Source organism: Actinomadura sp. 9N407 (assembly GCF_044326315.1).
In the GTDB taxonomy this organism is placed as follows: Bacteria; Actinomycetota; Actinomycetes; order Streptosporangiales; family Streptosporangiaceae; genus Spirillospora.
Genome location: NZ_JBIRAW010000030.1, coordinates 52,823 through 77,124, shown reverse-complemented (window position 1 = coordinate 77,124; position 24,302 = coordinate 52,823). Strand labels below are relative to the sequence as shown.

15 protein-coding genes are annotated in these 24,302 nt (G+C 73.5%); 9 read left to right on the top strand and 6 right to left on the bottom strand.

All coding sequences use genetic code 11. The annotated features are described in order from the left end of the window. Positions 1 to 105: 105 nt before the first annotated feature. Positions 106 to 624 (top strand): CGNR zinc finger domain-containing protein, encoded by a 519-nt coding sequence (locus tag ACH34Q_RS35405; RefSeq protein ID WP_395987515.1) that lies wholly within the window; start codon positions 106 to 108, stop codon positions 622 to 624. 57 nt (positions 625 to 681) lie between these two features. Continuing rightward, on the top strand, positions 682 to 1,185 hold the full coding sequence (locus tag ACH34Q_RS35400; RefSeq protein ID WP_395987514.1) for a DinB family protein: 504 nt from the start codon (positions 682 to 684) through the stop codon (positions 1,183 to 1,185). 24 nt (positions 1,186 to 1,209) lie between these two features. On the opposite strand, the gene ACH34Q_RS35395 is transcribed toward ACH34Q_RS35400, so the two are convergent. The 6 genes from ACH34Q_RS35395 to ACH34Q_RS35370 form a co-directional block, all read right to left on the bottom strand. After that, positions 1,210 to 2,928, bottom strand: coding sequence for a serine/threonine-protein kinase (locus ACH34Q_RS35395; protein WP_395987513.1), 1,719 nt, complete (start codon positions 2,926 to 2,928; stop codon positions 1,210 to 1,212). Positions 2,929 to 3,092: 164 nt separating this feature from the next. After that, positions 3,093 to 3,626 carry a hypothetical protein gene (locus tag ACH34Q_RS35390; RefSeq protein ID WP_395987512.1) on the bottom strand — a complete coding sequence of 178 codons (534 nt, stop codon included), beginning with the start codon at positions 3,624 to 3,626 and terminating at the stop codon, positions 3,093 to 3,095. A gap of 31 nt (positions 3,627 to 3,657) precedes the next feature. Then, positions 3,658 to 4,278 carry a 5,6-dimethylbenzimidazole synthase gene (gene bluB, locus ACH34Q_RS35385; RefSeq protein WP_395987511.1) on the bottom strand — a complete coding sequence of 207 codons (621 nt, stop codon included), beginning with the start codon at positions 4,276 to 4,278 and terminating at the stop codon, positions 3,658 to 3,660. A 39-nt stretch (positions 4,279 to 4,317) separates the two neighbouring features. Next, a complete protein-coding gene (locus ACH34Q_RS35380) occupies positions 4,318 to 6,051 on the bottom strand; it encodes an ABC transporter ATP-binding protein (RefSeq protein ID WP_395987510.1) in 1,734 nt (577 codons plus the stop codon). After that, positions 6,048 to 7,877, bottom strand: a complete 1,830-nt coding sequence (locus tag ACH34Q_RS35375) for an ABC transporter ATP-binding protein (protein WP_395987509.1) — start codon at positions 7,875 to 7,877, stop codon at positions 6,048 to 6,050. Before ACH34Q_RS35375 ends, ACH34Q_RS35380 begins: the two co-directional genes overlap by 4 nt. After that, positions 7,874 to 8,254 (bottom strand): cupin, encoded by a 381-nt coding sequence (locus ACH34Q_RS35370; protein WP_395987508.1) that lies wholly within the window; start codon positions 8,252 to 8,254, stop codon positions 7,874 to 7,876. The genes ACH34Q_RS35375 and ACH34Q_RS35370 overlap by 4 nt, the downstream gene beginning before the upstream one ends. A gap of 166 nt (positions 8,255 to 8,420) precedes the next feature. On the opposite strand from ACH34Q_RS35370, the gene ACH34Q_RS35365 reads away from it, so the two are divergent. The 7 genes from ACH34Q_RS35365 to ACH34Q_RS35335 all read left to right on the top strand — a co-directional run bounded on the left by ACH34Q_RS35365 (position 8,421) and on the right by ACH34Q_RS35335 (position 24,287). Beyond that, positions 8,421 to 9,563: a sensor histidine kinase gene (locus ACH34Q_RS35365; RefSeq protein ID WP_395987507.1), complete on the top strand. Its 1,143-nt coding sequence runs from the start codon at positions 8,421 to 8,423 to the stop codon at positions 9,561 to 9,563. Next, complete coding sequence (locus ACH34Q_RS35360; RefSeq protein WP_395987506.1) at positions 9,560 to 10,222, top strand: response regulator; 663 nt, start codon at positions 9,560 to 9,562, stop codon at positions 10,220 to 10,222. Before ACH34Q_RS35365 ends, ACH34Q_RS35360 begins: the two co-directional genes overlap by 4 nt. A gap of 153 nt (positions 10,223 to 10,375) precedes the next feature. Beyond that, positions 10,376 to 11,632 (top strand): amidohydrolase, encoded by a 1,257-nt coding sequence (locus tag ACH34Q_RS35355; RefSeq protein WP_395987505.1) that lies wholly within the window; start codon positions 10,376 to 10,378, stop codon positions 11,630 to 11,632. 30 nt (positions 11,633 to 11,662) lie between these two features. Next, positions 11,663 to 12,439: an aldo/keto reductase gene (locus tag ACH34Q_RS35350; protein ID WP_395987504.1), complete on the top strand. Its 777-nt coding sequence runs from the start codon at positions 11,663 to 11,665 to the stop codon at positions 12,437 to 12,439. A gap of 163 nt (positions 12,440 to 12,602) precedes the next feature. Next, on the top strand, positions 12,603 to 13,868 hold the full coding sequence (locus ACH34Q_RS35345; RefSeq protein WP_395987586.1) for a thioesterase domain-containing protein: 1,266 nt from the start codon (positions 12,603 to 12,605) through the stop codon (positions 13,866 to 13,868). Further along, positions 13,865 to 18,814, top strand: coding sequence for an amino acid adenylation domain-containing protein (locus ACH34Q_RS35340; RefSeq protein ID WP_395987503.1), 4,950 nt, complete (start codon positions 13,865 to 13,867; stop codon positions 18,812 to 18,814). The genes ACH34Q_RS35345 and ACH34Q_RS35340 overlap by 4 nt, the downstream gene beginning before the upstream one ends. Further along, positions 18,783 to 24,287: an SDR family NAD(P)-dependent oxidoreductase gene (locus ACH34Q_RS35335; RefSeq protein WP_395987502.1), complete on the top strand. Its 5,505-nt coding sequence runs from the start codon at positions 18,783 to 18,785 to the stop codon at positions 24,285 to 24,287. Before ACH34Q_RS35340 ends, ACH34Q_RS35335 begins: the two co-directional genes overlap by 32 nt. Positions 24,288 to 24,302 lie beyond the last annotated feature (15 nt).

Below are 24,302 nucleotides of genomic sequence, written 5' to 3'. Positions count from 1 at the left end.
CCCGGGCCGCCGGCCCGGCGTTGATCTAACCGATGATTTGAAGATAGACGGTTAGATCAAACGTCGTCAACCGGCAAAATCCAGATAGCCGGTTATCATCGAGGAGTGATCGACAGACCGCTCACCGGAGAACCGCTCGCGCTGGACCTCGTCAACACCCGATGGCCGGCCGGCGGGCGCGACCATGACGTGTTCGACGACCCCGCCGCGTTCGGCGAGTGGCTCACCGAGCACGGCCTCGTACCGCCCGCCGGGCAGGGGTACCGGCGGCCGCTGCTGGAGGCCCGCGACGCGATCCGCCGGTTTCTGGAAGAGGGATCGCCGGACGGGGTCAACGCCGTCCTCGACCACGGACGGCTCGCACTGTCCCTCGACCGCGATCGGCCTGCCGAACGGATCGACCTGGACGACGAGGACTGGCGCCCCGCCTGGGAGACCGCCCGAGCCCTCGTCGAACTCCTGCGCACCGCGTCGCCCGACCGGCTGCGCCGGTGCGCGGGACATGACTGCGTGCTCTGGTTCCTCGACACCTCACGCAACGGCCGACGCCGCTGGTGCTCGATGACGGGCTGCGGCAACCGCGCCAAGGCCCGCGCGCACTACGTCCGCGAAAAAGGCGACTGACCTCCGCCGGTGTCCGCTGATTCCTGCGCGGTCACCGGTCCGTGGCATGCTCACCAAGTGGACGATCAAGATAGGACCGACGTTTCGCCGGTGGCCGATGAGCGCGCGACGCTGGCCGGCTTCCTGCAGTTCCAGCGCGAGACCCTGGCCATGAAGTGCACGGGGCTGACCACCGAGCAGCTCAGGCAGAGGTCCGTACCGCCGTCCGCCATGTCACTGCTCGGGCTGGTCCGGCACATGGCCGAGGTCGAGCGGGTCTGGCTCCGGATCAGGCTGAGCGGCGAGGACATCGCCTACCGCTGGAAGCGGCGGCCCGGCGATGACGTCGACTTCGAGATCGACGACGCCGACCCCGGCGAGGCGTTCGAGGCCTGGGACCAGGAGTGCGCGCGGTCCCGCGACATCGTGCACGCCGCCGAGTCCCTCGACATCACCGGGCGCCACCGCGACCAGGACTACTCGCTCCGCTGGGTCCTCACCCACATGATCGAGGAGTACGCGCGGCACAACGGCCACGCCGACCTGCTCCGCGAGCGCATCGACGGAGCCACCGGAGAGTGAAGGCCTCGCCTGCCCCGGACCGCCTCAGACGATCCGGGCGCAGAGCACGCCCTTGCGGAAGTTGTCCCATCGCCGCGAGCCGCTGGGACATCTGCTCGCGTAGTAGCCGGTGAACTGGAGGATGTAGCGGAAGTCCTTCGGCACGGTGTTCTTGCCGCACGACCACGAGGTCATCAGTCCGTGTCCGTTGATGGCCACCCGGCCCGGCTCGTCGCCCTTCTTGCCGAGGAAGCACTCGCCCTTCCTGAACTCCCGCCGTACGCAGAGATACATCGTGTCCCCTCCATGCGACGGGGACCTCCACCAGGACTCCCCGTCGAGCGCCTCGGAGTCGCACGAACTGGCCCGCTCCTTCACCCCGGTCACCCTCACGTAGGCGTCACTGCGGCCGCAGGAGACCGCGTTCGGCATGCTCTCACTCCAGTCGCCGGAGTCGTAGGGGTCCTTGTGCGCGTCCAGGCAGTCGCCGACGGAGATGTCGTCGAACGCCTCCCAGGTCCGGTCGGGGGACGGGCTGGGACGCGGCGTACTCCGCCTGATACCGGTGCGCCCGGACGTCCGGCTCGAGGTCGGAGTCGCGGTCGAGCTCGAGCGGGCGTTGGCGTTGCTCGCCCGGCCGGAGTCGTCATTGGCGGCGACGGCGATGAGCAGGGCGACCAGCAGGACTCCCACGACCCCGGCCACGACCCCGGGATTCGGCTTCGCCGGTGGCTTGGCCGGAGGGCGCGGCCGCGGTGGAGGTGCTCCCTGCTGCGGCCGCTGGGGCGGGCGCTGCTCCTGCGGCTCCTGGCGACGCGTCCGCTCCCGCTCGTTCTGCGAAGGGCCGGTCCCCTGCCCTCCGGTATCGGGCTTCCTCGCGAAGACCTCGGTCTCGGCCACCCGCGTGGCGATCATCGTGCTGAACGTGTCCGGCAGGGGCAGCCCCTCGCCGCCGGCCAGCGCGGAGCAGCGGTCCAGGAACTCGCCGGTCGCGGGACGGCCGTCCGGGTCCTTCTCCAGACCGGCCGCGATCAGCGACCGCAGTGACGCCGGAACGCCCGTCAGGTCCGGGTCCTCGTGGCGGACGCGGTAGCCGAGGACGTCGGGCGGCCCCTCCCCGAAGGGATGGCGGCCGGTGGCCGCGAAGACCAGGACGGCGGCCAGGCAGAACACGTCGCTGGCCGGGGCGATCTCGCCACCCAGATACTGTTCGGGCGATATGTACCCGGGCGTGCCCACCATGGACAGGCTCTGCGAGGTGGCGTCCATCGCGCGGGCGATACCGAAGTCGATGATCCGCGGCCCGTCCTGGGCGAGCAGCACGTTCCCCGGCTTCAGGTCCCGGTGGATCACGTTCTGCTCGTGCACCGCCACCAGCCCTTCGGCGAGGCCGGCACCGAGCGCCGCCACCGAGGCCTCCGGGAGCGCGCCGTTCTCCTCGACGGCGTCCTGCAGCGACGGCCCCGCGATGTACTCCGTCACCAGCCATGGCGGGTCGGCATCGGCGTCGGCGTCGACCACCTGCGCCGTGTAGAAGCCCCCGATGCGCCGCGCCGCCGCGACCTCCTTGGTGAACCGCCGCCGGAACGCCGCCTTGTCGGCGAACTGCGGATGGACGACCTTGACCGCCACCAGCCGGCGGCCCTGGGAGCGCGCCAGATAGACCTGGCCCATCCCGCCCGCCCCCAGCCGTGCCAGCAGCCGGTACGGCCCGACCCGTTCCGGATCACCGGCCCTGAGCGCCCTGAGTCCTGCGCCGGACATCAACACCTACCCTCAAGCCTGCCGAACATCCTTGTCTATTTGATGTCGAGCTTAACGAAGATCGTGGCGACGATCTGCGTCTCAGGACGCACACCGCGATCGCGGGGCGGGCCGCCGCGCGGCGCCGTGCCGAAGTGACGGTCTCCGGCCGGAGCGGCAGCTGATCAGGTCACCTGGATGGCGCAGTCGTGCTGGATGGATCGTTCGGCAGCGCGCAGGAACACCGCGATGTAGAAGACGGCGTCAAGGCGGTCCCGGCCGAGGCCTGCAGGCCCGTCCGGTCGCTCCGCGTGCAGCGACCAGGAGGTGAGTGCCAGGTTCGTCGGCTCGATCGGAACCTCGGCCGGCAAGCCGATCCGGTCGGCCAGGGACCGAGTGGCCTCCAGGAGCCGATGCGCGCTCCGGATCGTGGTGATGCCGGAGTGACTCGACGGCACCGGCAGGACGATCGAGCCGGCGAAATCGATCGGGATGACCATGTCCCAGTCCAGCGACTCCTCCTGCGCTGGGCCGAACAGATCGGCGAAGCCCTCCATGGACGGGATCAGCTTCTCTTCGAACACCCGATCAGGGGCGCGCGGTTCGGGCATGAACAGCGGCAGGTTCCGCTCGGCGAGTGCGAGATCCAACGCCGAGCCGAGTTTCAGAAGAGGGCCGCTCCAGTCCTGGAACGTCACCTCGCTGATGTAGACGCCCACCCGCCGGACTTTAACCGGTGTCGCGCGGACTTCACCAACGGTCGTGGTGGACGGCGGTGTGCAGGGGGCGGCGGCGTCGCCAGCCGTGCCGTTCCAGGTCCGGCGTCGCCTGAAGGCGGGCGACGGGTCCCAGGCACAGCCACGCGACCGGGCGGATGCCTTCGGGGATGCCGAGCAGGCGGCGCAGGAACGGCTCGCGATAGAACGACACCCAGCCGACCCCCAGGTTCTCGGCGGTGGCGGCCAGCCAGAGGTTCTGGACGGCCAGGCACACCGAGTAGAGGCCCGCGTCGGCGATGGCATGCCGGCCGAGGACGGCCGGGCCGCCGCGCTCGGGGTCGTAGGTCACCACGATCGACAGCGTGGACTCCAGCACTCCGTCGATCTTGATGCGCTCGAACGATCTCGCGGCGGCCGGGTCGAGGGTCGCCGCGAAGACGGTGCTCTCGTGCCGGACGTGCGCATGAAAGTCCCGGCGAACGGCCTGGTCGCGGACGATGACGAAGTCCCACGGCTGGGACAGGCCGACGCTGGGCGCGGCGTGCGCGGCCGCCAGGATCCGGTGCAGGACATCGTCCGGCACCGGATCGCCGGTGAACTCGGCGCGCACGTCACGGCGGCGGCTGATGACCTCGTAGAGGTCGGTGCTCATGGGCGGGCTCCCGCTGCGTCAGATCATGCCACGCAGACCCTAGCAAGCCGTGATCTCGGCCCCGGCGGCCGCCGGGGCCATGGAGAGTTCCCAGAAGTCGGCGTAGCGGCCACCGCGGCGCAGCAGTTCGTCGTGGGTGCCCTCCTCCGCGATCCCGCCGCCGTCCAGGAAGACGACGCGATCGGCGCGCCGGACGCTCCGCATCCGGTGCGCGACCATCACGACCGTCCGGCCGGCCATCAGGCGTTCGATGCCCTCGTGCACGGCGGCCTCGTTCACCGGGTCCAGGGCGGAGGTGACCTCGTCCAGCAGCACGACGGGCGCGTCCTTCAGGAGCGCTCGCGCGATCGAGACGCGCTGGCGCTCACCGCCGGACAGCAGGGCGCCGCCCTCGCCGACGTTCGCCGCCCATCCGCCCGGCAGGCGTTCGATGACCTCGTCCAGCCGGGCCGCGGTCGCCGCCGCCCGCACCTCGGCCTCGGCGGCGCCGGGACGGCCCAGGCGGACGTTGTCCTCGATCGTGCCGTCGAAGAGGTAGACGTCCTGGAAGACGATCGCGATCTGCGCCATCAGGACCTCGGTGTCGATCGCGCGCACGTCCACGCCACCGACGCGTACCGAGCCCGCGTCCACGTCGTAGAAACGCGCGAGCAACTGCAGCAGAGTGCTCTTGCCTGCACCCGACGGCCCGACGACGGCAAGCCGCCGGCCCTGCGGCACGGACAGCGACACCTCGTCGAGGACCGTACGGTCGCCGTGCCGGAAGACGACGGAGTCGAACTCCAGGTCATGGCGTTCCGGCCGGATCGGCTCGCGAGGCTCCGGCAGCGGCTCGGTGCGCAGTACCGCGTCGAGCCTCGCCAGCTCGGCTCGTGCGACGCGCATGCCGCCGCCGAGTTCCGCCAGCGACAGCAGCGGGTCCGCGCAGCGGGCGGCGAGCACCAGGATCGTCAGGACCTCCGCCGCACCGATGCTCCCGCCCAGCGCGAGGTAGGCGCCCAGGGCCAGCGTCACGGTGAACACCGCCTGCACCGTGAGCGTCAGGCCCACCACGCCGGGCAGCGCCGACAGCGTGGACCGGCGGGACGCCCGCTGGAGTTCACGCAGCGAGTCGTCGAGCAGCCGGAAGCGTTCGGTGGCCCGGCCGCCGGCCCGCAGCACCGGCTGGGCCTGCAGGTATTCGATGACCCGTCCGGTGGCCTCGTGGTCGCGCGCGGCGCGCTCGGCGTCGGCGGCGGCCATCGAACGTCCCGCCCAGGCCTGGATCGCCGCCACGACCGGTACGGCGACCAGCGCGGCCAGCCCCAGCTGCCAGTTGAAGGCGAGCATCACGACGATGATCGTCAGCGGCGTCACGCAGGCGGAGATGTACGGTGCCAGCAGATGCGCGATCACGCTCATCGCCTCCAGGACCCCGCGTCCGGCCAAGACGGACACCTCCCCGACACGGCCCGCGCCGTACCAGCCGATGGGCAGCCGGCCCAGATGGTCGCCGAGCCGGTGGTACATGCCGCGAAGCAGCGTGGTCCCGACGCGGAAACCGGACAGGTCGCTGATGTAGCGCAGCACCGCGTAGACCGCGACCGCTCCCCCGAACGCGATCAGCCAGGGGAGGGCGTCTTCGGGAGTGCTCCCGAACAGCGCCCGCAGCACGGGAACCAGCAGCGCGTAGGACAGGCCCTCGACCACCGCGGTCACCGTCATCAGCGCCACGGTGCGACGCACCGGCGCGGCGTACTCGTCTCCGAGCACGCGCAGCAGCATTCGGATCATCGGGTCTCATCTCCTTGCGGTACGGCGCCATGGGTTTCGGCGATCGCCGATCGGTGGGATCGCCAGAACGCGGCGAACCTTCCGTTCCGTGCCAGCAGGTCGGCGGGCCTGCCCTGCTCGACAATCGACCCGTTCTCCAGCACCACGACGGTGTCGGCGTCGGCGACCGTCTCCAGGCGATGGGCGATGACCAGGATCGTCCGGTCGCCGCCCAGCGTCGCCAGCGCGCGGCGCACCGCCTGCTCGGTCCGCGGGTCGGCGAAGGCGGTCGCCTCGTCGAGCACCAGAACGGGCGTGTCGGCGAGCAGCGCGCGGGCGATCGCGATCCGCTGGGCCTCGCCGCCCGACAGGCCGGTGCCGTCACCGATCACCGTGTCGTAGCCGCGCGGCAGTTCCAGGATCCGGTCGTGGACGTTCGCCAGCCGGGCGGCGCGCTCCACCTCCTCGCGGTCGGCGTGCGGGACCGCCAGCGCGATGTTGTCGGCGACCGACGCGCGCAGCAGGCGGACGTCCTGGAAGACGAAGGAGACCGTCCGGTACAGCTCCCGGCCGCCGAGCTCGCGCAGGTCGGCACCGCCGAGGGTGATCGAGCCGTGGGTCGGGTCGAAGAACCGGGGCAGCAGCTGGACCAGCGTGGACTTCCCGCTGCCCGACGGCCCGACGATCGCGGTGACCGTCCCCGGCTCGAGCACCAGGTCGATCCCGCGCAGTACCTCGTGATCGGCCTGGTAGCCGAACCGGACGTCGCGCAGTTCCACCCGGTGCCCGTGCGGTGCGACCGGGTGCGCGGGCTCCGGCAGCGGCGGCACCGCGAGCACGTCCCGGATCCGGCCGACCGCGCGCCGGGCGGCCTGCATGTCGTCGAAGCCGTGGCCGAGGGCCGCGACCGGAGCGGTCAGGCCCAGCCCGAGCAGCAGGAACGGCAGCAGGTCGGCCGGGGCCATGCCACCGGTCGTGATCAGGGCCGCACCGCCGATCAGCACGACCAGCAGCACGAACGGCGGCGACAGCACCATCTGCATCCCCGCGGCGATCCCGGCGAGACCGCGCACCATCCGGTAGAAGCTGCTCACGAAATCGTCCACGGCCGTACGGAACCTCAGGTGGGCGCGCTCGGCTCCGCCGAACGCCTTGACCACCGCGATGCCTTCGACAAACTCCACGACCGAGCTCGCGATCCGGCCCATGCCCGCGTCGAACTCCTTCTGCTCGCGCAGCCGGGCCGGGGTCATCATCAGCGGGACCAGCGCCACCGCCAGGACCACCGGAATCAGCGTGATCAGCGTGAGCCGCCAGTCGATGGTGAACAGGTAGATCAGCGACACCACCGGCACCACGAAGGCGGAGACGACTTCGCCCGGGGTGTGGGCGATGAACGGGTGCACGGCGCTCACGTCCTCCCCCACGACCTTCGCCAGCTCGCCGGTCCGGCGCCGGGAGAACCACCCGATCGGGACGCGGCCCAGCCCCGCGGCCAGCCGGCGGCGGAACGACAGCTGCACCTGGACGTCGAGAAGGTGCCCGATTCCCGACGACGCGGCCGTGAACAGCAGCCGGACGAGCAGGCCGCCCGCACCCGCGATCACGATGAGCCGGACATGATCGTGATCGAGCGGGCCCGGCGCCAGCAGCGTGCGCCCCAGTTCGACGACCGCCAGCAGCGGCGCCAGCCCCGCGATGGCGCCGATGACCTGCAGGATCACGACGGCGGCGAAGGTCCCCGCATGGGGGCGCAGGAGCCCTGCCAGGCTCTCTCCCGCTGAGGACTCGGCCGCCGGTGGCGGCGTGGACCGCTCCTTCGCCTGGACGGCCTCGGTGGCGGTCATCGCTTCTCCAGCCGGCTGCCGCGCGGCAGGGTGACGGCCATGATGTTGCTGGGGACGTCCAGCTCGATGCGGTGCCATCGCCCGCGCGGGACGATCGCCGCCGCACCGGCCACCAGCCTGATCTCCTCCTCTTCCCCTCCCGGCCGCTCCGGGCGGAGGTAGAGGCGGATCTTCCCGATGAGGCAGGACACGACCTCCTCGGCCTCGGGGTGGACCTCCCAGTGGTCGGCGTGGACGTCGGCGCCGGTCTTGGCGTGGAAGGCCGTCAGCCGCCAGCCGTCCTGGCCGGAGTCCGCCGTTCGTTTTCCGGCCTGGACCTCGCCGCCCTGGCGAAGGTGGACCGCGGACGCGAAGAGATCGATCGGAGTAACGGTCATGCCGGACATCGTGGTCTTCGGACCGGCCAGCGGTCGTCCTGCGGGGGGAGTCTCCTTTTCCTGAGGCCCGGGAAGTAGAGACGGGCCGACTACTTCCCGGGGAGTAGTGGGCGATTACGACGCGCGGCGGAGGCCCTCCGGCCGGAAAGACCGTAATGTCACGCAGATGAAGCACATGGGCCGGTGGCGGCCACTCGCCGAGGACGGCCTGCTGGCCATGGGAATGGCCGTCCTGGTGACGGCCATCGTGGTCCTCACGCCGCGCACCGGCGCGCTGGACATCGCGGCCGCCCTCGCCGGTTCGCTCGCGCTCGTCGCCTGGCGGCGAGCACCCCTGGTGACGCTTCTGGTCAGTACGGTCTTCATGCTGGTGCTCACGGTGCACGGCCAGCCGGGCCCGGTGGCCGCCTATCCCGTGATGGTCGCGGTGTTCGCCGCGACCTGGGCCGGCCGGCTACCCGCCGCGGCGCTGGCGAGCGTGGTCTTCCTGGGCACCGACCTGGCGGTGAACCTGCCCGAGATCACCGAGTCCGTTGAAGGGCTGCAGGGCAGCACGCTCCTGATCGGCTGGTTCGTCGCGGCCGGCGTGGCGGCGACGGTGACCCGGCACCGGCAGGCGTACCTGGAGGAGGCCGAGCGGCGGGCCGCCGAGGCCGAGCACACCCGCGAGGAGGCCGCGCTGCGCCGCGCGAGCGAGGAGCGGCTGCGCATCGCCAGGGAACTGCACGACTCACTCACGCACAGCATCTCGATCATCAAGGTCCAGGCCGGGGTGGCCGTCCACCTGGCGCGCGGGCGCGGCGAGGACGTGCCCCCCGCGCTGCTGGCCATCCAGGAGGCCGGCGGCGACGCCATGCGCGAGCTGCGCGCCACCCTGGAGATCCTGCGCGACACCGACCCCTCCGACCGCGATGCCCCGGGCAGCGGCCTGGACCGGCTGGACGACCTGGTGGAGCGGGCCCGTTCGGCCGGGCTTCCGGCCACGGTGACGGTCTCCGGAACGTCGCGGGAACTGCCCCCCGAGGTGGACCGGGCCGCGTACCGCATCGTCCAGGAAGCGCTCACCAACGTCTCCAGGCACGCCGGGGGCGCGGCCGCGGTGGTGCGCATCGACTACGCGGACGGGACGCTGGCCGTGCAGGTCGACGACGACGGCGAGGCCGACCCGGACGCGCCGCCCATACCCGGCACGGGCCTGCTCGGCATGCGCGAGCGCGTGGCGGTGCTCGGCGGCCGGCTGCGGGCCGAGCCCCGCCCCGAGGGCGGCTTCACCGTACGGGCCGAGCTTCCCCTGGGAGAGCCGGCGTGATCCGCGTGCTGCTGGTGGACGACCAGGCGCTCATCCGCGGCGGCTTCCGGGCGCTGCTGGAGAACGAGGCGGACATCGAGGTGGTCGCCGACGCCGCGAACGGCGAGCGGGGCGTCGCGCTCGCGATCGAGCACCGGCCCGACGTCGCCCTCATCGACATCCAGATGCCGGTGATGGACGGCATCGAGGCGACCCGGCTGATCGCCGGCGACGAGCGGCTGAGCGGCGTGCACGTGGTGATCCTCACCAACTACGGCCTCGACGAGTACGTCTTCAACGCGCTGCGCGCCGGCGCCTGCGGCTTCATGGTCAAGGACACCGAGCCCGCCGACCTGCTGCAGGGTGTCCGGGTCGCGGCCCGCGGCGACGCGCTGCTGTCCCCCGCGATCACCCGCCGGCTGATCGGCGAGTACGTCACCCGCCGCCGCGCCGAGCCCGCGCCCGAGGGGCTCGAGGCGCTGACCAACCGCGAGCGCGAGGTCACCGCGCTGGTGGCCCGGGGCCTGTCCAACGCCGAGATCGCCGACCGCATGGTGATCAGCCCGACCACCGCGAAGACGCACGTCAGCAGGGCGATGACCAAGCTGCGCGCCCGGGACCGCGCCCAGCTCGTCGTGTTCGCCTACGAATCCGGCCTCGTCACTCCGCACCGTGGCTGACCCCGCAAAGCGGCCGACCGGCCTGGCCCGTACCCCGATCGGCCTGGTCCGTGGCCTGGCCGGACGGGGTGCGGACCGTAGAGTGTCGGGGCACGCAGGCTCATCGGAGCAGGGCACCGATCTGACGGTCACCGAGCACACAAAGGGTAGGCAATGACTCACGCAGTGATCGCGGGTTTGGCCGATGTCCGAGCGGAACTGATCGAGCTCTACAAGGACCTGCACCAGCATCCGGAGCTCTCCCTCCAGGAGACCCGTACCGCCGCCCTGCTCGCGCAGCGCCTGCGGGACGGCGGCTTCGACGAGGTCACCGAGAAGGTCGGGATGACCGGCGTGGTCGGAGTGCTGCGCAACGGCGCGGGCCCGGTGGTGATGCTGCGCGCGGACTTCGACGCGCTTCCGGTCGAGGAGGACACCGGCCTGCCCTACGCCAGCCGGGCGCGGGCCGTCGACCGTGAGGGGGTGGAGGTTCCGGTGATGCACGCCTGCGGGCACGACATGCACGCCGCCTGCCTGATCGGAGCGGCCACCCTGCTGGCCGGAGCGCGCGAGCGGTGGAGCGGAACGCTGCTGGTGGTGTTCCAGCCCGCCGAGGAACTCGCGGTCGGTGCGCGCGGCATGATCGACGACGGCCTGTTCGAACGCTTTCCCCAGCCGGAGATCGTCCTGGGCCAGCACGTGGGGCCGCTGCCGGCCGGGTTCATCGGCTACGGCACCGGACCGGTGATGGCGGCCTCGGACTCCCTCGCGGTCACCCTCCACGGCCGCGGCGCGCACGGATCGCGGCCGGAGGCGTCCATCGACCCGGTCCTCATGGCGGCGAACGTCGTCACCAGGCTGCAGGGGATCGTCGCCCGCGAGGTGCCGCCGAGCGAGTCCGCGGTGGTGACCGTGGGCCGGCTGCACGCGGGCACGAAGGACAACATCATCCCGGACAAGGCCGAACTCAGCATCAACATCCGTTCCTACACACCGCAGGTCCGCGACCTGGTCCGCGCGGCCATCGAGCGCATCGTCCGGGCCGAGTCCGCGGCGAGCGGCGCGACGAGTCCCCCCGATCTCGACTGGTTCGGCAGCACGCCACCGCTGGTGAGCGAACCGGACGCCACCCAGGCGACGGTGGCCGCCTTCGCCGAGCACTTCGGGCAGCAGCAGGTCATGACGATGCCCCAGGTCAACGCCAGCGAGGACGTCGGCGTGTTCGGCGAGGAACTGCAAGTGCCCACCGTCTTCTGGTTCTGGGGCGGGCTCGAGGCGGAGAGCACCGTCACCGCCTTCCTGGAGGGCCGCATGGACGATCTTCCCAGCAACCACTCCCCGTCCTTCGCCCCGGTGATCGAGCCGACCCTGAGCACCGGCGTGGAGGCGCTCACCATCGCGGCCATGACCTGGCTCGGCGCCCCCGAGTGAGGACGAACGATCAGGGGCAGAATGCCCTGCATGACTGGCACACAGAACCTTCCCGGCGGCACCGCGCTGCCGTCGATCGGTTTCGGGACCTGGCAGCTGGAGCCCAAGACGGCGTACGAGTCGGTGCGTGCGGCGCTTGAGATCGGTTACCGGCATGTCGACACCGCGACGCTGTACAAGAACGAGGCGGACGTCGGCAGAGCCGTCGACGACAGCGGCGTGGACCGGGAGCAGGTGTTCATCACCACCAAGCTGCGCCCGCAGGACGCGCGGCATGCCCGCCGCACCCTGGAGGAGAGTCTCCGGCTGCTCGGCACCGGCTACGTGGACCTGTGGCTGATCCACTGGCCGACCGGCCAGGACGCGCTCGTCCCGACATGGCAGGAGCTGCTGTCGGCCCAGGACGCCGGACTGGCCCGCAACGTCGGCGTCAGCAACTACAGCCCTGCCCAGATCGACCTGCTGACCGAGGCCACCGGACGGCAACCGGCGGTCAACCAGATCCCGTGGAGCCCGGCGCAGCACGATCCGGCCCTGCTGGACGAGCACCGCCGCCGCGGCGTGGTCGTCGAGGGCTACAGCGGCCTGAAGAACACCGACCTGAACGATCCCGTCCTCACCGGGATCGCCGGGCGGCATGACGCCACTCCGGCACAGGTCGTCCTGCGCTGGCACCTGGAGCACGGCATCGTGATCCTCCCCCGGTCCTCGCGCCGGGAGCGCATCGCCGCCAACTTCGACCTGGAAGGCCTCGACCTCACCACCGAAGACGTCGCGGCGATCGACGGACTCGCCCGGACCGGCTGACCGCCGAAGCCGGCGTCATCGATGGGTCCGGGCTCCCATCTCGATCGATTCAGGTCTCGACATATGACGGCGAAGTCGACAAAATTCATCCATTCGAGGTTGTGACACCCTCGCGCGGTCCGGGGTGCCGCGCCGTCGTCCGGGTGGAATGGGGTGAGCAGGCATCGCTCGTCCGGTAGCGGAAGCACGCTGGTTCGCCCCACCCCGAGACGACGCCGAGTGCGCGCTGCTGTGCCTGCCCTACGCCGGTGGCGGCCGGACCGCGTACTGGTCGTGGCGGCGCGAGTTCCCGGCCGCCATCGACCTGCAGCCGCTCAGCCTCCCCGGCCGGGACGGGCAGGCCGGGGAGCCGGCGGAGGCGCTGTCCGTCCCCGAGATCGCCGAGGCGGTGGCACGCCGGGCGCGGGCCCCCTACGCGCTGTACGGGCACAGCATGGGCGCCCGTTCCGCCTTCGAGGTGCTGCGCGAGCTGCGGCGGACGGGCGCGCCGATGCCGATCCGGCTGTTCGTCGGCGCCGCCCTCCCGCCCCACCTTCCCGAGCCGCTGGCCCGGCTGGCGAACCTGCCCGAGGCCGAGTTCATCGAGCAGCTGATCGACCGCGCGGGAGCACCGCCGGACCTGCGGCACGAGCCCGAACTGCGCGCCCTGGCGCTGCCCGTGCTGCGCGCGGACTTCGCCTGGATCAGGGCGTACCGGTACCGGCCGGAGCCGCCTCTGGACGTCCCGATCACGGCGTTCGCGGGACTGGAGGACCGGGAGTTCCCCGCGGCGAAGATGGCGGGCTGGGCCAGGCACACCACGTCGGGATTGCGCCTGCACACCCTGCCGGGCGGGCACATGTTCCTGCACGATCAGGCCGAGCGGATGGCCGCGATCATCGCGGCGGACCTGACCGGCGCGAGCGGCCAAGCTCCCGGACCGCCGGAGGACGACGAGGTGCACGTCTGGCTCTCGACGGAGCCGGAGGCTCTGCGGCGGTACGACGGCGCGCTACCCGATCTCCACATCGGCACCGCCGAATCGGCCGGTCTCGCCATCACCGCTGTCACGCGGGGCCGGCGCGCGGGCATCGCCGTGGAACGCGTACCGCCCCCGGCGGGCGTGGACGAGAGCCTCTTTGACCCGGCGGAGCGGGCCGACCTCGAAGCCGAGCCCGCCGAGACGAGGCTGATGTCCGCGGTGAGCATCCAGGTCGCGAAGAAGGCAGTCCTGCAGGCCGCTGGGAACGGCCCGGCCTGCGACCCTGCGGTTTTCGGGTTCGCCCAGCGCGACGCGGCCGAACCGTGGCGTCCCAGGGCGGGCCCGGGGATGGAACGGCTGGAGGCATGGCAGGTCACTCATCTCCCCGTACCGGGCGGGCTCGCGGCCGTGGCGGTGGCACGTGACAAATGGCGGCTCCGCTTCGAGACCCCCGGGGGGCCGCGGTGACCGAGGCGCCGGCCGCCCCGCCTCCGCCCCCGCTTCTGGGAGACCTGATCACGGCCCAGGCCGCGCGGACCCCCGACGCCATCGCCGTCAGGCAATGGAACGACACCCTCACCTACCGAGTCCTGGCCGGAGCCGCCGCGGCGCTGGCCCGGGACCTCCGGCGGCTCGGCATCGGCCCGGAGCGGCGGGTCGGGGTCTGCCTGCGGCGGACGCCGCTGATGCCCGTCGCCGTCCTCGGCGTGCTGCTCTCGGGCGGCGCCTACGTGCCGCTCGACCCGTCCCATCCGCGGGGACGGCTGGCCGGCCTCATCGCGGACGCCGCCATCGACGTGGTCGTGGCCGACGAGACCGGCCGTGACCTCCTGGACGGCCTGGGCCCGCGCATCCTCGTGCCCTCCCTGGACGAACTGGACGACCCGCCGCCGACCCCCGCCAGACCCGAGAACGCCGCCTACGTCCTCTACACGTCCGGGTCGACCGGCGAGCCCAAGGGCGTGACGGTCGCCCACCGCAGCGCCGTGGCGTTCGTGACCATGGCGGCCGACTGGTTCGGGCTGGACGCGGGGTGCCGCTCGATCGCCTTCTCCGCGCTCGGCTTCGACGTGTCCGTCCTGGACATGCTGGCGCCGCTGACCAGGGGCGGCGGCGTGCAGCTCGTCGGCGACGGCGACCGCGAGGACCCCGGCCGGCTCCAGCGTTTCCTGTGCGAGCACGAGGTGACGTGGGGCTTCCTGCCGCCGGCTCTCCTGCCGCTGCTCGATCCCGCGGGGATGCCGCACCTGCGCGACCTGATCACCGCGGGCGAGCCGCCCGGCCCGGAACAGGTGGAGCGCTGGTCGAAGCCGCCCGGGCGCAGGTTCCACAACTGGTACGGCCCGACCGAGACGACCGTGTGCGTGGTCGGCACGGAGCTGACCGGCAGCTGGGACCGCCCGCTCCCGATCGGCCGCGCCCTGCCCGGCTGCCGCGTCCACATCCTGGACGAGCTGGGCGACCCGTGCCCGGCGGGCGTCCCGGGCGAACTGTGCGTCGGGGGCACGCAGGTGTCCCGGGGCTACCTCGGACGCCCCGGCCTCACCGCCGAACGCTTCGTCCCCGACCCCTTCGGAGGGGAACCGGGCGCGCGGCTGTACCGCACGGGCGACCGGGTGGTACTGGACGGGGACGGTCGGATCGCCTTCCTCGGACGGCTGGACCGGCAGGTGAAGATCCGGGGCCAGCGGGTCGAGATCGGCGAGGTCGAGACCGTCCTGCGCGGTCACCCCGGCGTGCTCCAGGCGGTCGCCGACGTCGAGGCGGGCGAGCTGGTCGCCTACGTCGCCCCCCGCGAGGCGCCGGACCTGGAGCGGCTGCGCGGCCACTGCGCCGGCCGGCTGCCCGCCTTCATGCTGCCGACCCGGCTCGTGCGGCTCGACGCGCTGCCGCTCAACACCGCGGGCAAGGTCGACCTGGACGCGCTGCGCGCCCGCGCGGTCCCGGAACGGACGCCGTCCCCGGGCGGGAACGGGACGGTCGCCGGGATCTGGGCACGCGTCCTGCGGGTTCCGGCTCCCGCGCCCGGTGACGGGTTCCTGGAGTCCGGCGGCCACTCGCTGCGCGCCATGCGGATCGTCGCCGCGCTGCGCGCCGAGCTGGCCCGCGATGTCACCGTCGAGGACGTCTTCGCCGGGCGGACGCTGGCCGGCCTGCAGACCCGGGTGGCCGCGGCTCCCCCGCTCACCGACGGCCCGGTACGCGCCGGGCCGGGCGGACCGGTGCTGTCGCCGATGCAGCGCAGGCTCTGGTTCGTCGAGCAGCTCGCACCGGGCACGCCCGTGCACAACGTGGCGATCGCGGAGCGGCTGCGCGGCCCGCTCTCGGCGGACGCGCTGCGCGCGGCGCTGACCGCCGTGGTCGCCCGGCACGACGTGCTGCGCTGGCGCGTCCGGCAGCGGTCCGGCATCCCCTACGTGGTCGTGGAACCGCCCGGCGAGGTGCCGCTGCCCGTCGACGATCTCGGCGCGTCCCGGCTGAGCGAGGCGCTCGCGGACGAGGCGTCCACGCCGTTCGACCTGGCCGCCGGGCCGCTGCTGCGCGCCCGGCTGTTCCGGCTCGGTGACGACGACCACGTGCTGGCGCTGACCGTCCACCACCTCGTGTTCGACGGCTGGTCCCAGGGCGTGCTCGCCGACGATCTGGCCGCCGCGTACAGCGGAACGCTCGGCGCGCTCGGCGCGCCGCCGCGGGCGGGCTTCGCGGACTACGTCGCCTGGTCGCGGGAGCGGACCGAGCGCCACGGAACGGACCAGGCGGCGTGGTGGAAGGACCATCTGGCCGGGGCGCCGGCGGTGCTCGACCTTCCGCGCGACCACCCCCGCCCGCCCGTGCAGACCTTCGGCGGCGAACGCGCCACCGCCCGGACCGGCCCGGAGCTCGCCGCCGCCGTCGACGCCCTCGCCCTCTCCCTCGGCACCACCGCGTACGCCGTCCTGCTGGCGGCCTTCGGGGTGCTGCTGCACCGCCTCACCGGCCAGGACGACCTGGTCGTCGCGGCCCCGGTCGCCGACCGCCGGGACGCCGCGTTCGAGAACCTGGTCGGCTGCTGCCTGCAGATCCTGCCGCTGCGGCTGCGGCCGGACGGCGGCGCGGACTTCGGCCACCACGTGCGGAGCTGCCGGCACGAGATCGCGCAGGCCCGCGCCCACGGCGACCTGCCGTTCGAGCGGATCGTCGAGGCCCTGGGCGTCCCGCGCGACCTGGGCCGGGGGCCGCTCGCCCAGGTCGCCTTCAACATGTACGGGTTCACCGAGCCCCGGCTCCGCCTTCCCGGCTGCACCACCGAACCGGTCGAGACCGGGCTGCCCGGGTCGCTGTTCGACCTGACCATGTACGCCGACCGGACGCCCGGCGGGCTGGCGTTCCAGGTCGTCCACAACCCCGACCTGTTCGCCGCCGACCGCATCGAGGCGCTGCTCTCGGGCTACCTGCGGCTCCTCGAAGACCTCGTCGCCCGTCCGCACGCGCCGGTGCGCGAGGCGTCGCTGCGCGGCGACGCCGCGCCAGGCTGGGACGAGCCGCTCCCGGAATGGACGGGGCCGGGCGTCCTGGAACGGGTACGCCGGGCCGCCCCGGACGCCGTCGCGGCATCCGGGGCCGGGGGCGAGCTGACCTACCGCGAACTCGTCCTCCTCAGCCGCCGCACGGCCGCCGCCGTGCGCGCGGCCGGCGTCCGCCCCGGCGAGACGGTCGTGGTCCCGGCGGCCAGGCACGTGGCCCTGCCCGGCCTGCTGCTGGGAGTCCTCGCCTCCGGGGCCCGCTGGGCGATCCTCGACCCGTCCGATCCACCGGCCGTACGGCGGGCGCAGTCCCGCGCGGTCGGCGCCCGCGCCCGGCTGCGCGGACCCGGCACCGCCGAGGACGACGGCGCCCTCCACGACGTCCCGGCCGTCTCCGTCCAGGACGGCGACCCCGCGGACGGGACCGAAGCGCCGCGCGGCTACGTCTCCCTCACCTCGGGCACCACGTCCGCCCCCAGGCCCGTCGTCACGACGGACCGCCCCCTGGCCCGCTTCGTCGACTGGTACACGACCACCTACGGCATCGGCGCCGGCGACCGCGTCGCGCTGCTGTCCGGCCTGTCCCACGACCCCGCGCTGCGCGACATGTTCGTCCCGCTCGCCGCCGGGGCCCGGTTGTGCGTGCCCGAACAGCCTATGGTGCGCGACCCGGAACGCCTGGCCGGATGGTTGCGCGCCCAGCACGTCACGGTCGCGCACCTCACCCCGCCGTCGGCCCGGCTGCTCTGCGCGGCGGCCGCCGAGCCGATCACCGGCCTGCGGCTGATCGCGCTCGCGGGCGACCGCCTCACCGAGGACGATGCGCTCCGCCTGGCCGCCCTCGCCCCGAACGCCCGGCTGCTGAACCTGTACGGCACCACCGAGACCCCGCAGGGCCATTCCTGCCACGAGATCGATCCGGCCCGGCTGACCGCGACGGCGCGTCCCGTCCCCATCGGGCGCGGCATTCCCGGCAGCGCCCTGCTGGTCGTCGACCCCGCGGGACGGGTCTGCGGGACCGGCGAGCTGGGCGAGGTGGTGGTCCGCAGCCGCCATCTCGCCGACGGCTACCTCGACGCCTCCCTGACCGAGCGCCGTTTCGGCGCCACGCCGGGCGCCACCGGCCCCGGCGACCGGACCTTCCGCACCGGCGACCTCGGGCGGTACGCACCCGACGGCACGGTCGAACTGGCGGGACGCGCCGACGACCAGGTGAAGATCCGCGGGTACCGGGTGGAGCTCGGCGCCGTCGAGGCGGCGATGCTGGACCATCCCGGCGTCCGGGCGGCCGCCGCCACCACGGCGACGGGCGCCGGCGGCACGCGCGTCGTGCACGCCTACGCGGTGCCCGAGCATCCCGGCATCACCCCGGCCGACCTGCTGGCCCATCTGCGCGCGAAGCTCCCGGACGCCGCCGTCCCGGCGGACGTGAGCCTGGTCCCGGCCATCCCGCTGACCCGCGCCGGCAAGGTGGACCGTTCCGCACTGCCCCGGCAGCGGCAGCGGCGGCGTCCGCCCCCGCCCGGCGAGCCGCTGACACCCACCGAACGGGTGGTGGCCGAGGCCTGGGGCGCGGTGCTGGGGCTGCCGCGGGTCGGCCCGAGCGAGGGCTTCTTCGACATCGGCGGCCACTCGCTGGCGATCATCGCCGTGCAGGCCCGCCTGAACCGGGCCCTCGGCCGCCGGATCCCGGTGGTCGAGCTCTTCCGCCATCCCACCGTCCGGGAACTGGCCGCCTTCCTCGAAGGCGGCGCCCGCCACAGCCCCGGACTCGACCGGGCGGCCCGGCGGGCCGCCGCTCGCCGCTCCCGCTCCCGGCGGCACGACCGCCCCTCTTCACGCACGCGACCGGCGCACGGCGACCAGAAGGACGCGGACCATGACGACCCCCCATCCGGCCTCCCCCGTTGACCAGCCCGACGAGCAGGACGAGTACGGCGAGCAGGCCGTGGAGCCGATCGCGATCATCGGGCTGGCCTGCCGGGTCCCCGGCGCCGGCGACGCCCGGCGGTTCTGGGACAACCTCGCCGGCGGCGTGGAGGCGATCCGCTACTACTCCCTGGAGGAGCAGCGCGAGCTGGGCGTGCCCGAGCACGTCCTGACCGACCCGAACTTCGTGCCGGCCGCGATGGTGCTGGACGACCACGACTCCATCGACGCCGGGTTCTTCGGCATGTCGATCCGCGAGGCGGAGATCCGCGACCCGCAGCACCGGCTGTTCCTGGAGCTGGCGCACACCGCCCTGGAGGACGCCGGTTACGACTCGGCCCGCTACCCGGGCGAGATCGGCGTGTACGGCGGGGTGGGGCCGGACGTCTACCAGTGGATCAACATCCGCAGCAATCCCAAGGCGTACGCCAACGCGGGGTGGCTCGCGGTGATGGTCAGCAACCACGCCGACTACTGCGCCACGCTGGCGTCCTACAAGCTCGACCTGCGCGGGCCCAGCGTGACGCTGCACACCGCCTGCTCCACCTCGCTGGTCGCCGTGCACACCGCGTGCGAGGCGCTGCGCAACGGCGAGTGCGACATGGCGCTGACCGGCGCCGCGACCATCGAGGTGCCCGCCGGCCACGGCTACGTCTACGACGACGACGGCATCACCTCACCGGACGGGCACTGCCGCGCCTTCGACGCCGGGGGCAAGGGCACGATCTGGGGCAGCGGCGGCGGGATCGTCGTGCTGAAGCGGCTGTCGGACGCGCTGGAGGACGGCGACAACGTCCGCGCGGTGATCCTCGGCAACGCGATCAACAACGACGGCGCCAACAAGGTGGGGTTCTCCGCGCCCAGCGTGGAGGGCCAGTCCGCGGTGGTGGCGCAGGCGCTCGGCGTGGCCGGGGTGGACGCGCGCACCGTGTCCTACGTGGAGGCGCACGGGACCGGGACGGCGCTGGGCGACCCGATCGAGGTCGGCGCCCTGTCGAACGTGTTCGGCCAGGCCGGTCCGGACACCGGCTGGTGCGCGATCGGCTCGGTCAAGACCAACATCGGGCATCTGGGGCAGTCCGCCGGGATCGCCGGGGTGATCAAAACGGTGCTGGCGCTGGAGCACGGGATGATCCCGCCGAGCCTGCACTACGAGTCCCCCAACCCCAAGATAGACTTCGGTGAGAACCCGTTCTACGTCAACGCCTCGTTGGCGAAGTGGGAGACGAACGGGGCCCCGAGGCGGGCGGGCGTCAGCTCCTTCGGCATCGGCGGGACCAACGCGCACATCCTCCTGGAGGAGGCGCCGGTCCTGGAGCGCCCCGTACGGGAGCCGCGCCCGCTGCACCTGCTGCACGTCTCCGCCCGCACCGAGACCGCGCTGGAGGCGTCGTGCGAGCGGCTGGCCGCGCACCTGGACGGGCACCGCGACCTCGACCTCGCCGACGTCGCCTTCACGCTGCGGGAGGGACGGCGCAGGCTGGGCCGCCGCGCGGCCGTGGTGGCCGCGGACATCGACGAGGCCGTCGCCGCGCTCCGCGACCCGCGACGCCTCGTCACCGGCGCCGTGCCCCGCCGCACCCCGCAGGTCGCGCTGCTGTTCTCCGGGCAGGGCGCGCAGTACGCGGGCATGGGCGCGGGGCTCTACGAGGCCGAGCAGGTCTTCCGTGACGCCGTCGACGAGTGCGCCGCGATCCTCGCCGGCGAGCTCGGTGAGGACATCCGCGAGCCCGTCCTCACCCGCGGCGAGGAGGGCGACGAGCGGCTCCGGCAGACCCGGCTGACCCAGCCCGCCCTGTTCACGATCGAGTACGCGCTGGCGCGGCTGTGGCTGTCGTGGGGCCTGGAACCGGCCGCGATGATCGGGCACAGCATCGGCGAGTACGTCGCCGCGACGCTCGCCGGGGTGTTCGAGCTGCCGGACGCGCTGAAGCTGGTGGCCGCCCGCGGGGCGCTGATGCAGGAGATGCCGCCGGGCGCGATGCTCGCGGTGCCGATGGACGAGGAGGAGATCCGCCCGCGGCTGCCCGCCGACCTGGCCGTCGCCACCGTCAACGCGCCGGGCACCTGCGTCGTCGCCGGGCCTGCCGAGGCCGTCGACGCGTTCGCCTCCGAACTGGCGGACCAGGGCGTCGCGGGGACACCGCTGCGCACCTCCCACGCGTTCCACTCACCGATGATGGAACCGATCCTGGGGCGGTTCCGGCGGCTGGTGGAGGAGACGTCCCGATCCGCGCCCCGGATGCCGTTCGTCTCCAACGTCTCGGGCACCTGGATCACCGCCGAGGAGGCGACCGACCCGTCCTACTGGGCCCGGCACCTGCGCGAGGCCGTCCGGTTCGGCGCGGGCGTGGAGACGCTGCTGAACGAGGGCGAGTGGCTGTTCGTCGAGTGCGGGCCAGGCCGCCAGCTGTCGAGCCTGGTCCGGATGCAGCTCGGCCGCGACGCGACCCGCCCGGCACCGAGCCTGCCGGGCCCCCGCGACAAGGGCTCCGACCTGAACACTCTCCACACCGCCGCCGGGACCCTCTGGACGCGGGGCATCGCCCTGGACGGCCTCGCCACCGAAGGCCGCCGCGTCTCGCTGCCCGGTTACCCCTGGGAGCGCAGGCGCGCCTGGATCGAGCCCACGGAGGGCGCCGGGCCGCTGGCCGTCGTCCCGCACATCGGCGACGAGGCGAACCTGCCACTGGAGAACTGGTTCACCGTCCCCGCCTGGCGGCAGGCGCCGCGGGCACCGGCCTCGCCCGAGCCGATCGGCCGCTGCCTGGCGTTCGTGGACGGCGGCACCGGCGAGCTCGTCGCCGCGCTGCGCGAGTCGGGTACCGAGGTCATCGAGGTCCGTCCCGGCACCGCCTACGGCAAGGCCGATGACGGCGCCTACACCGTCCGCCCGGCCGAGCCCGCCGACTACGAGGCGCTCGTCTCCGACCTCGGGGACCTCCCCGGCCGCATCGTCCACGCCTGGGCACTGTCCGGCGCGGCCGCGACGGGACCCGAGACGGCCTGGCAGGCCCAGGACCAGGGCTTCTTCAGCCTGCTCGCCCTCGTCCAGGCGCTGACCGCGGCGGCGCCCGCCGCGACGCGGATGGACGTGCTCACCGCCGGGACGCGGGCCGTCACCGGACGGGACGTGACCAGGCCCGAGCACGCCACCGTCGCCGGCATCGCCCGGGTGGTACCGCTGGAGGCGGCCTGGCTGACCGTCCGGCACCTGGACCTCGACCCCGTCGAGCCGCTCGCCGACCCCGCCGCCGTCTTGGCCGAACTGGGCGGGGACGCCGATGTCGCGCTGCGCGCGGGGCGCCGCTGGATCGAGGAATGGGAGCGGGTGACCGTCCCCGGCGCGGCCGACGGCGCGGCACCGCCGATCGGCCCGGACGACGTCGTCCTCATCACCGGCGGCCTCGGCGGCATCGGCGTCACCCTCGCCGAGGACCTCGCCCGCCGCGCGGGGGCCCGGCTGGTGCTGGCGTCCCGCTCCGGCCTCCCGCCCGAAGACGAGTGGGACGCCCGCACGGCCGACGGCGGGCGCGCCGGAAGGGCCATCGCCGCCGTCCGCCGGATACGGGAGTCGGGCACCGAGGTGATGGTGGTCGCCGCCGACGTCACCGACGCGGCGGCGCTGCGCCGGGCCCGCGCGGAGATCGTCGCCCGCTTCGGCCGGCTGGACGTGATCGTGCACGCGGCCGGCGTGCCCGGCGGCGGCATGGCCGAGGTCAGGGAACGCGCCGACGCCGAGCGGGTGCTGGCGCCCAAGATCGGCGGCACCCTCGCGCTCCGCGACGCGTTCGGCGACCTGGACCTGCGCGCGGTGGTGCTGTGCTCGTCCATCACCGCCGTCGCCGGCGGGTTCGGCCAGGTCGACTACTGCGCCGCGAACGCCTTCATGGACGCGCACGCGTCCGGCGACCACGGCTGGCCGTGCCGGGTGGTCTCGCTGGACTGGGGCGGGTGGCTGGAGGTCGGCATGGCCGCCGAGGTGGAGGCCCCGGCCGCGTTCCGCGCCCTGCAGCACGGCATGCGGTCCTCGCCCGTCGACCACCCGATCATCACCGAGATGCGGTCCGGCGAGGCCGGCGCCGCGTGGGCCGGCGGTGAGGTGTCCGCCCAGACCCACTGGGTGCTGGACGAGCACCGGATGACCCCCGTCCCGATCATGCCCGGGACCGGGTACGTCGAGACCGCGCACCGCACCGCCGTCACGGCGCTGCCCGGGGCGGACGGCGACGGCACCGTCATCGAGCTGCGCGACCTGACGTTCACCGAGCCCATGCCGGTACCGGACGGCGAGGTGGCGCAGATCCGCGTCACCGTCACGCCCGAGCCCGACGGCATCGACATGCGGATCTCCAGCCGCGCCGGCGGCGAGGTCCGCGACCACGTCCGGGGCGGCGCGGGCCGGATCGACCCCGGTCCCGCGCCGGTCGTCGACATCGCCGCCGTCCAGGCCCGCTGCGACCGGGCCGACGGGCGCGGCGGCGTCCCGCTGTCCAGCCTGCTCAGTTACGGGCCGCACTGGCGGAGCCTGCGCAGCTGGTACATGGGCGACGGCGAGGCGCTGGCGTTCCTGCACGCCGAGGGCATCGTGGCCGCCGACCTGCACCGCTGGGTGCTGCACCCCGGCATGCTGGACGAGGCCACCTCCTTCGCCCGCATCAGCGTGGAGGGGCACTACCTGCCGCTCAGCTACGGGCGCGTGGTGGTGCGCGGCCCGATGCCCGCCAGGATGTGGAGCCACCTGGTGTTCCGCGACAGCGGCACGGACGAGGTGATCGTCGCCGATGTGACGCTGTACGACGAGGACGGCCGGGAGATCGTGGCCATCACCGACTACGTGCTGCGCCGCGTCGACCCCGACCGGGTCATGGGCGTCGTCACCCGCAGGGACCCCGCCCGGCAGGAGCGGGAGGGACGGGAGGACAACGACCAGGGGCCCGGCATCCGGCCGTCGGACGGTGCCGAGGCGTTCACCCGGATGCTCGCCACCCCGCTCGGCCCGCAGGTGGTGGTCACCGCGACGCCCCTGGCCGCGATCCTGGAGGAGACTCGCGCGGTCACCCAGGAGACCGTGGAGACCGCGGTGGGCGAGGGCGCCGCGAGCGCACCCGCCCGCCGCGCGTCCGACGGTTTCGTCGCGCCGCGCACCGAGATGGAGGCCGCCCTGGCCCGGCTGTGGGGCGAGGTGCTGGGCGGTGAGGAGATCGGGGTCGAGGACGACTTCTTCGAGCTGGGCGGCAACTCGCTCATCGGCGTGCAGTTCCTGGCGCTGCTGCGCAAGCAGGCCGGCGTCCGGCTGCCGATGCGCACCCTGTTCGAGGCGCCGACGATCGCCGCGTTCGCCGCGCTGATCTCCGCGGACGAGGCGTCCCCGCCGGAGGCGGAGGCGTCCGGCGACGGAGGCACCACCATCCCGCGCCTGCCCCGCAGCACCGACTCCGGCGCGAGGGCGTGACCATGCGCGGGCTCG

Bases quoted from the DNA above. Each gene is read 5' to 3' on its own strand.
- bluB (WP_395987511.1), bottom strand. From the start codon at position 4,278: ATGAGCACCGACCTCTACGAGGTCATCAGCCGCCGCCGTGACGTGCGC.
- ACH34Q_RS35365 (WP_395987507.1), top strand. From the start codon at position 8,421: ATGAAGCACATGGGCCGGTGGCGGCCACTCGCCGAGGACGGCCTGCTG.
- ACH34Q_RS35380 (WP_395987510.1), bottom strand. From the start codon at position 6,051: ATGATCCGAATGCTGCTGCGCGTGCTCGGAGACGAGTACGCCGCGCCG.
- ACH34Q_RS35375 (WP_395987509.1), bottom strand. From the start codon at position 7,877: ATGACCGCCACCGAGGCCGTCCAGGCGAAGGAGCGGTCCACGCCGCCA.
- ACH34Q_RS35395 (WP_395987513.1), bottom strand. From the start codon at position 2,928: ATGTCCGGCGCAGGACTCAGGGCGCTCAGGGCCGGTGATCCGGAACGG.
- ACH34Q_RS35355 (WP_395987505.1), top strand. From the start codon at position 10,376: ATGACTCACGCAGTGATCGCGGGTTTGGCCGATGTCCGAGCGGAACTG.
- ACH34Q_RS35350 (WP_395987504.1), top strand. From the start codon at position 11,663: ATGACTGGCACACAGAACCTTCCCGGCGGCACCGCGCTGCCGTCGATC.
- ACH34Q_RS35335 (WP_395987502.1), top strand. From the start codon at position 18,783: ATGACGACCCCCCATCCGGCCTCCCCCGTTGACCAGCCCGACGAGCAG.
- ACH34Q_RS35370 (WP_395987508.1), bottom strand. From the start codon at position 8,254: ATGACCGTTACTCCGATCGATCTCTTCGCGTCCGCGGTCCACCTTCGC.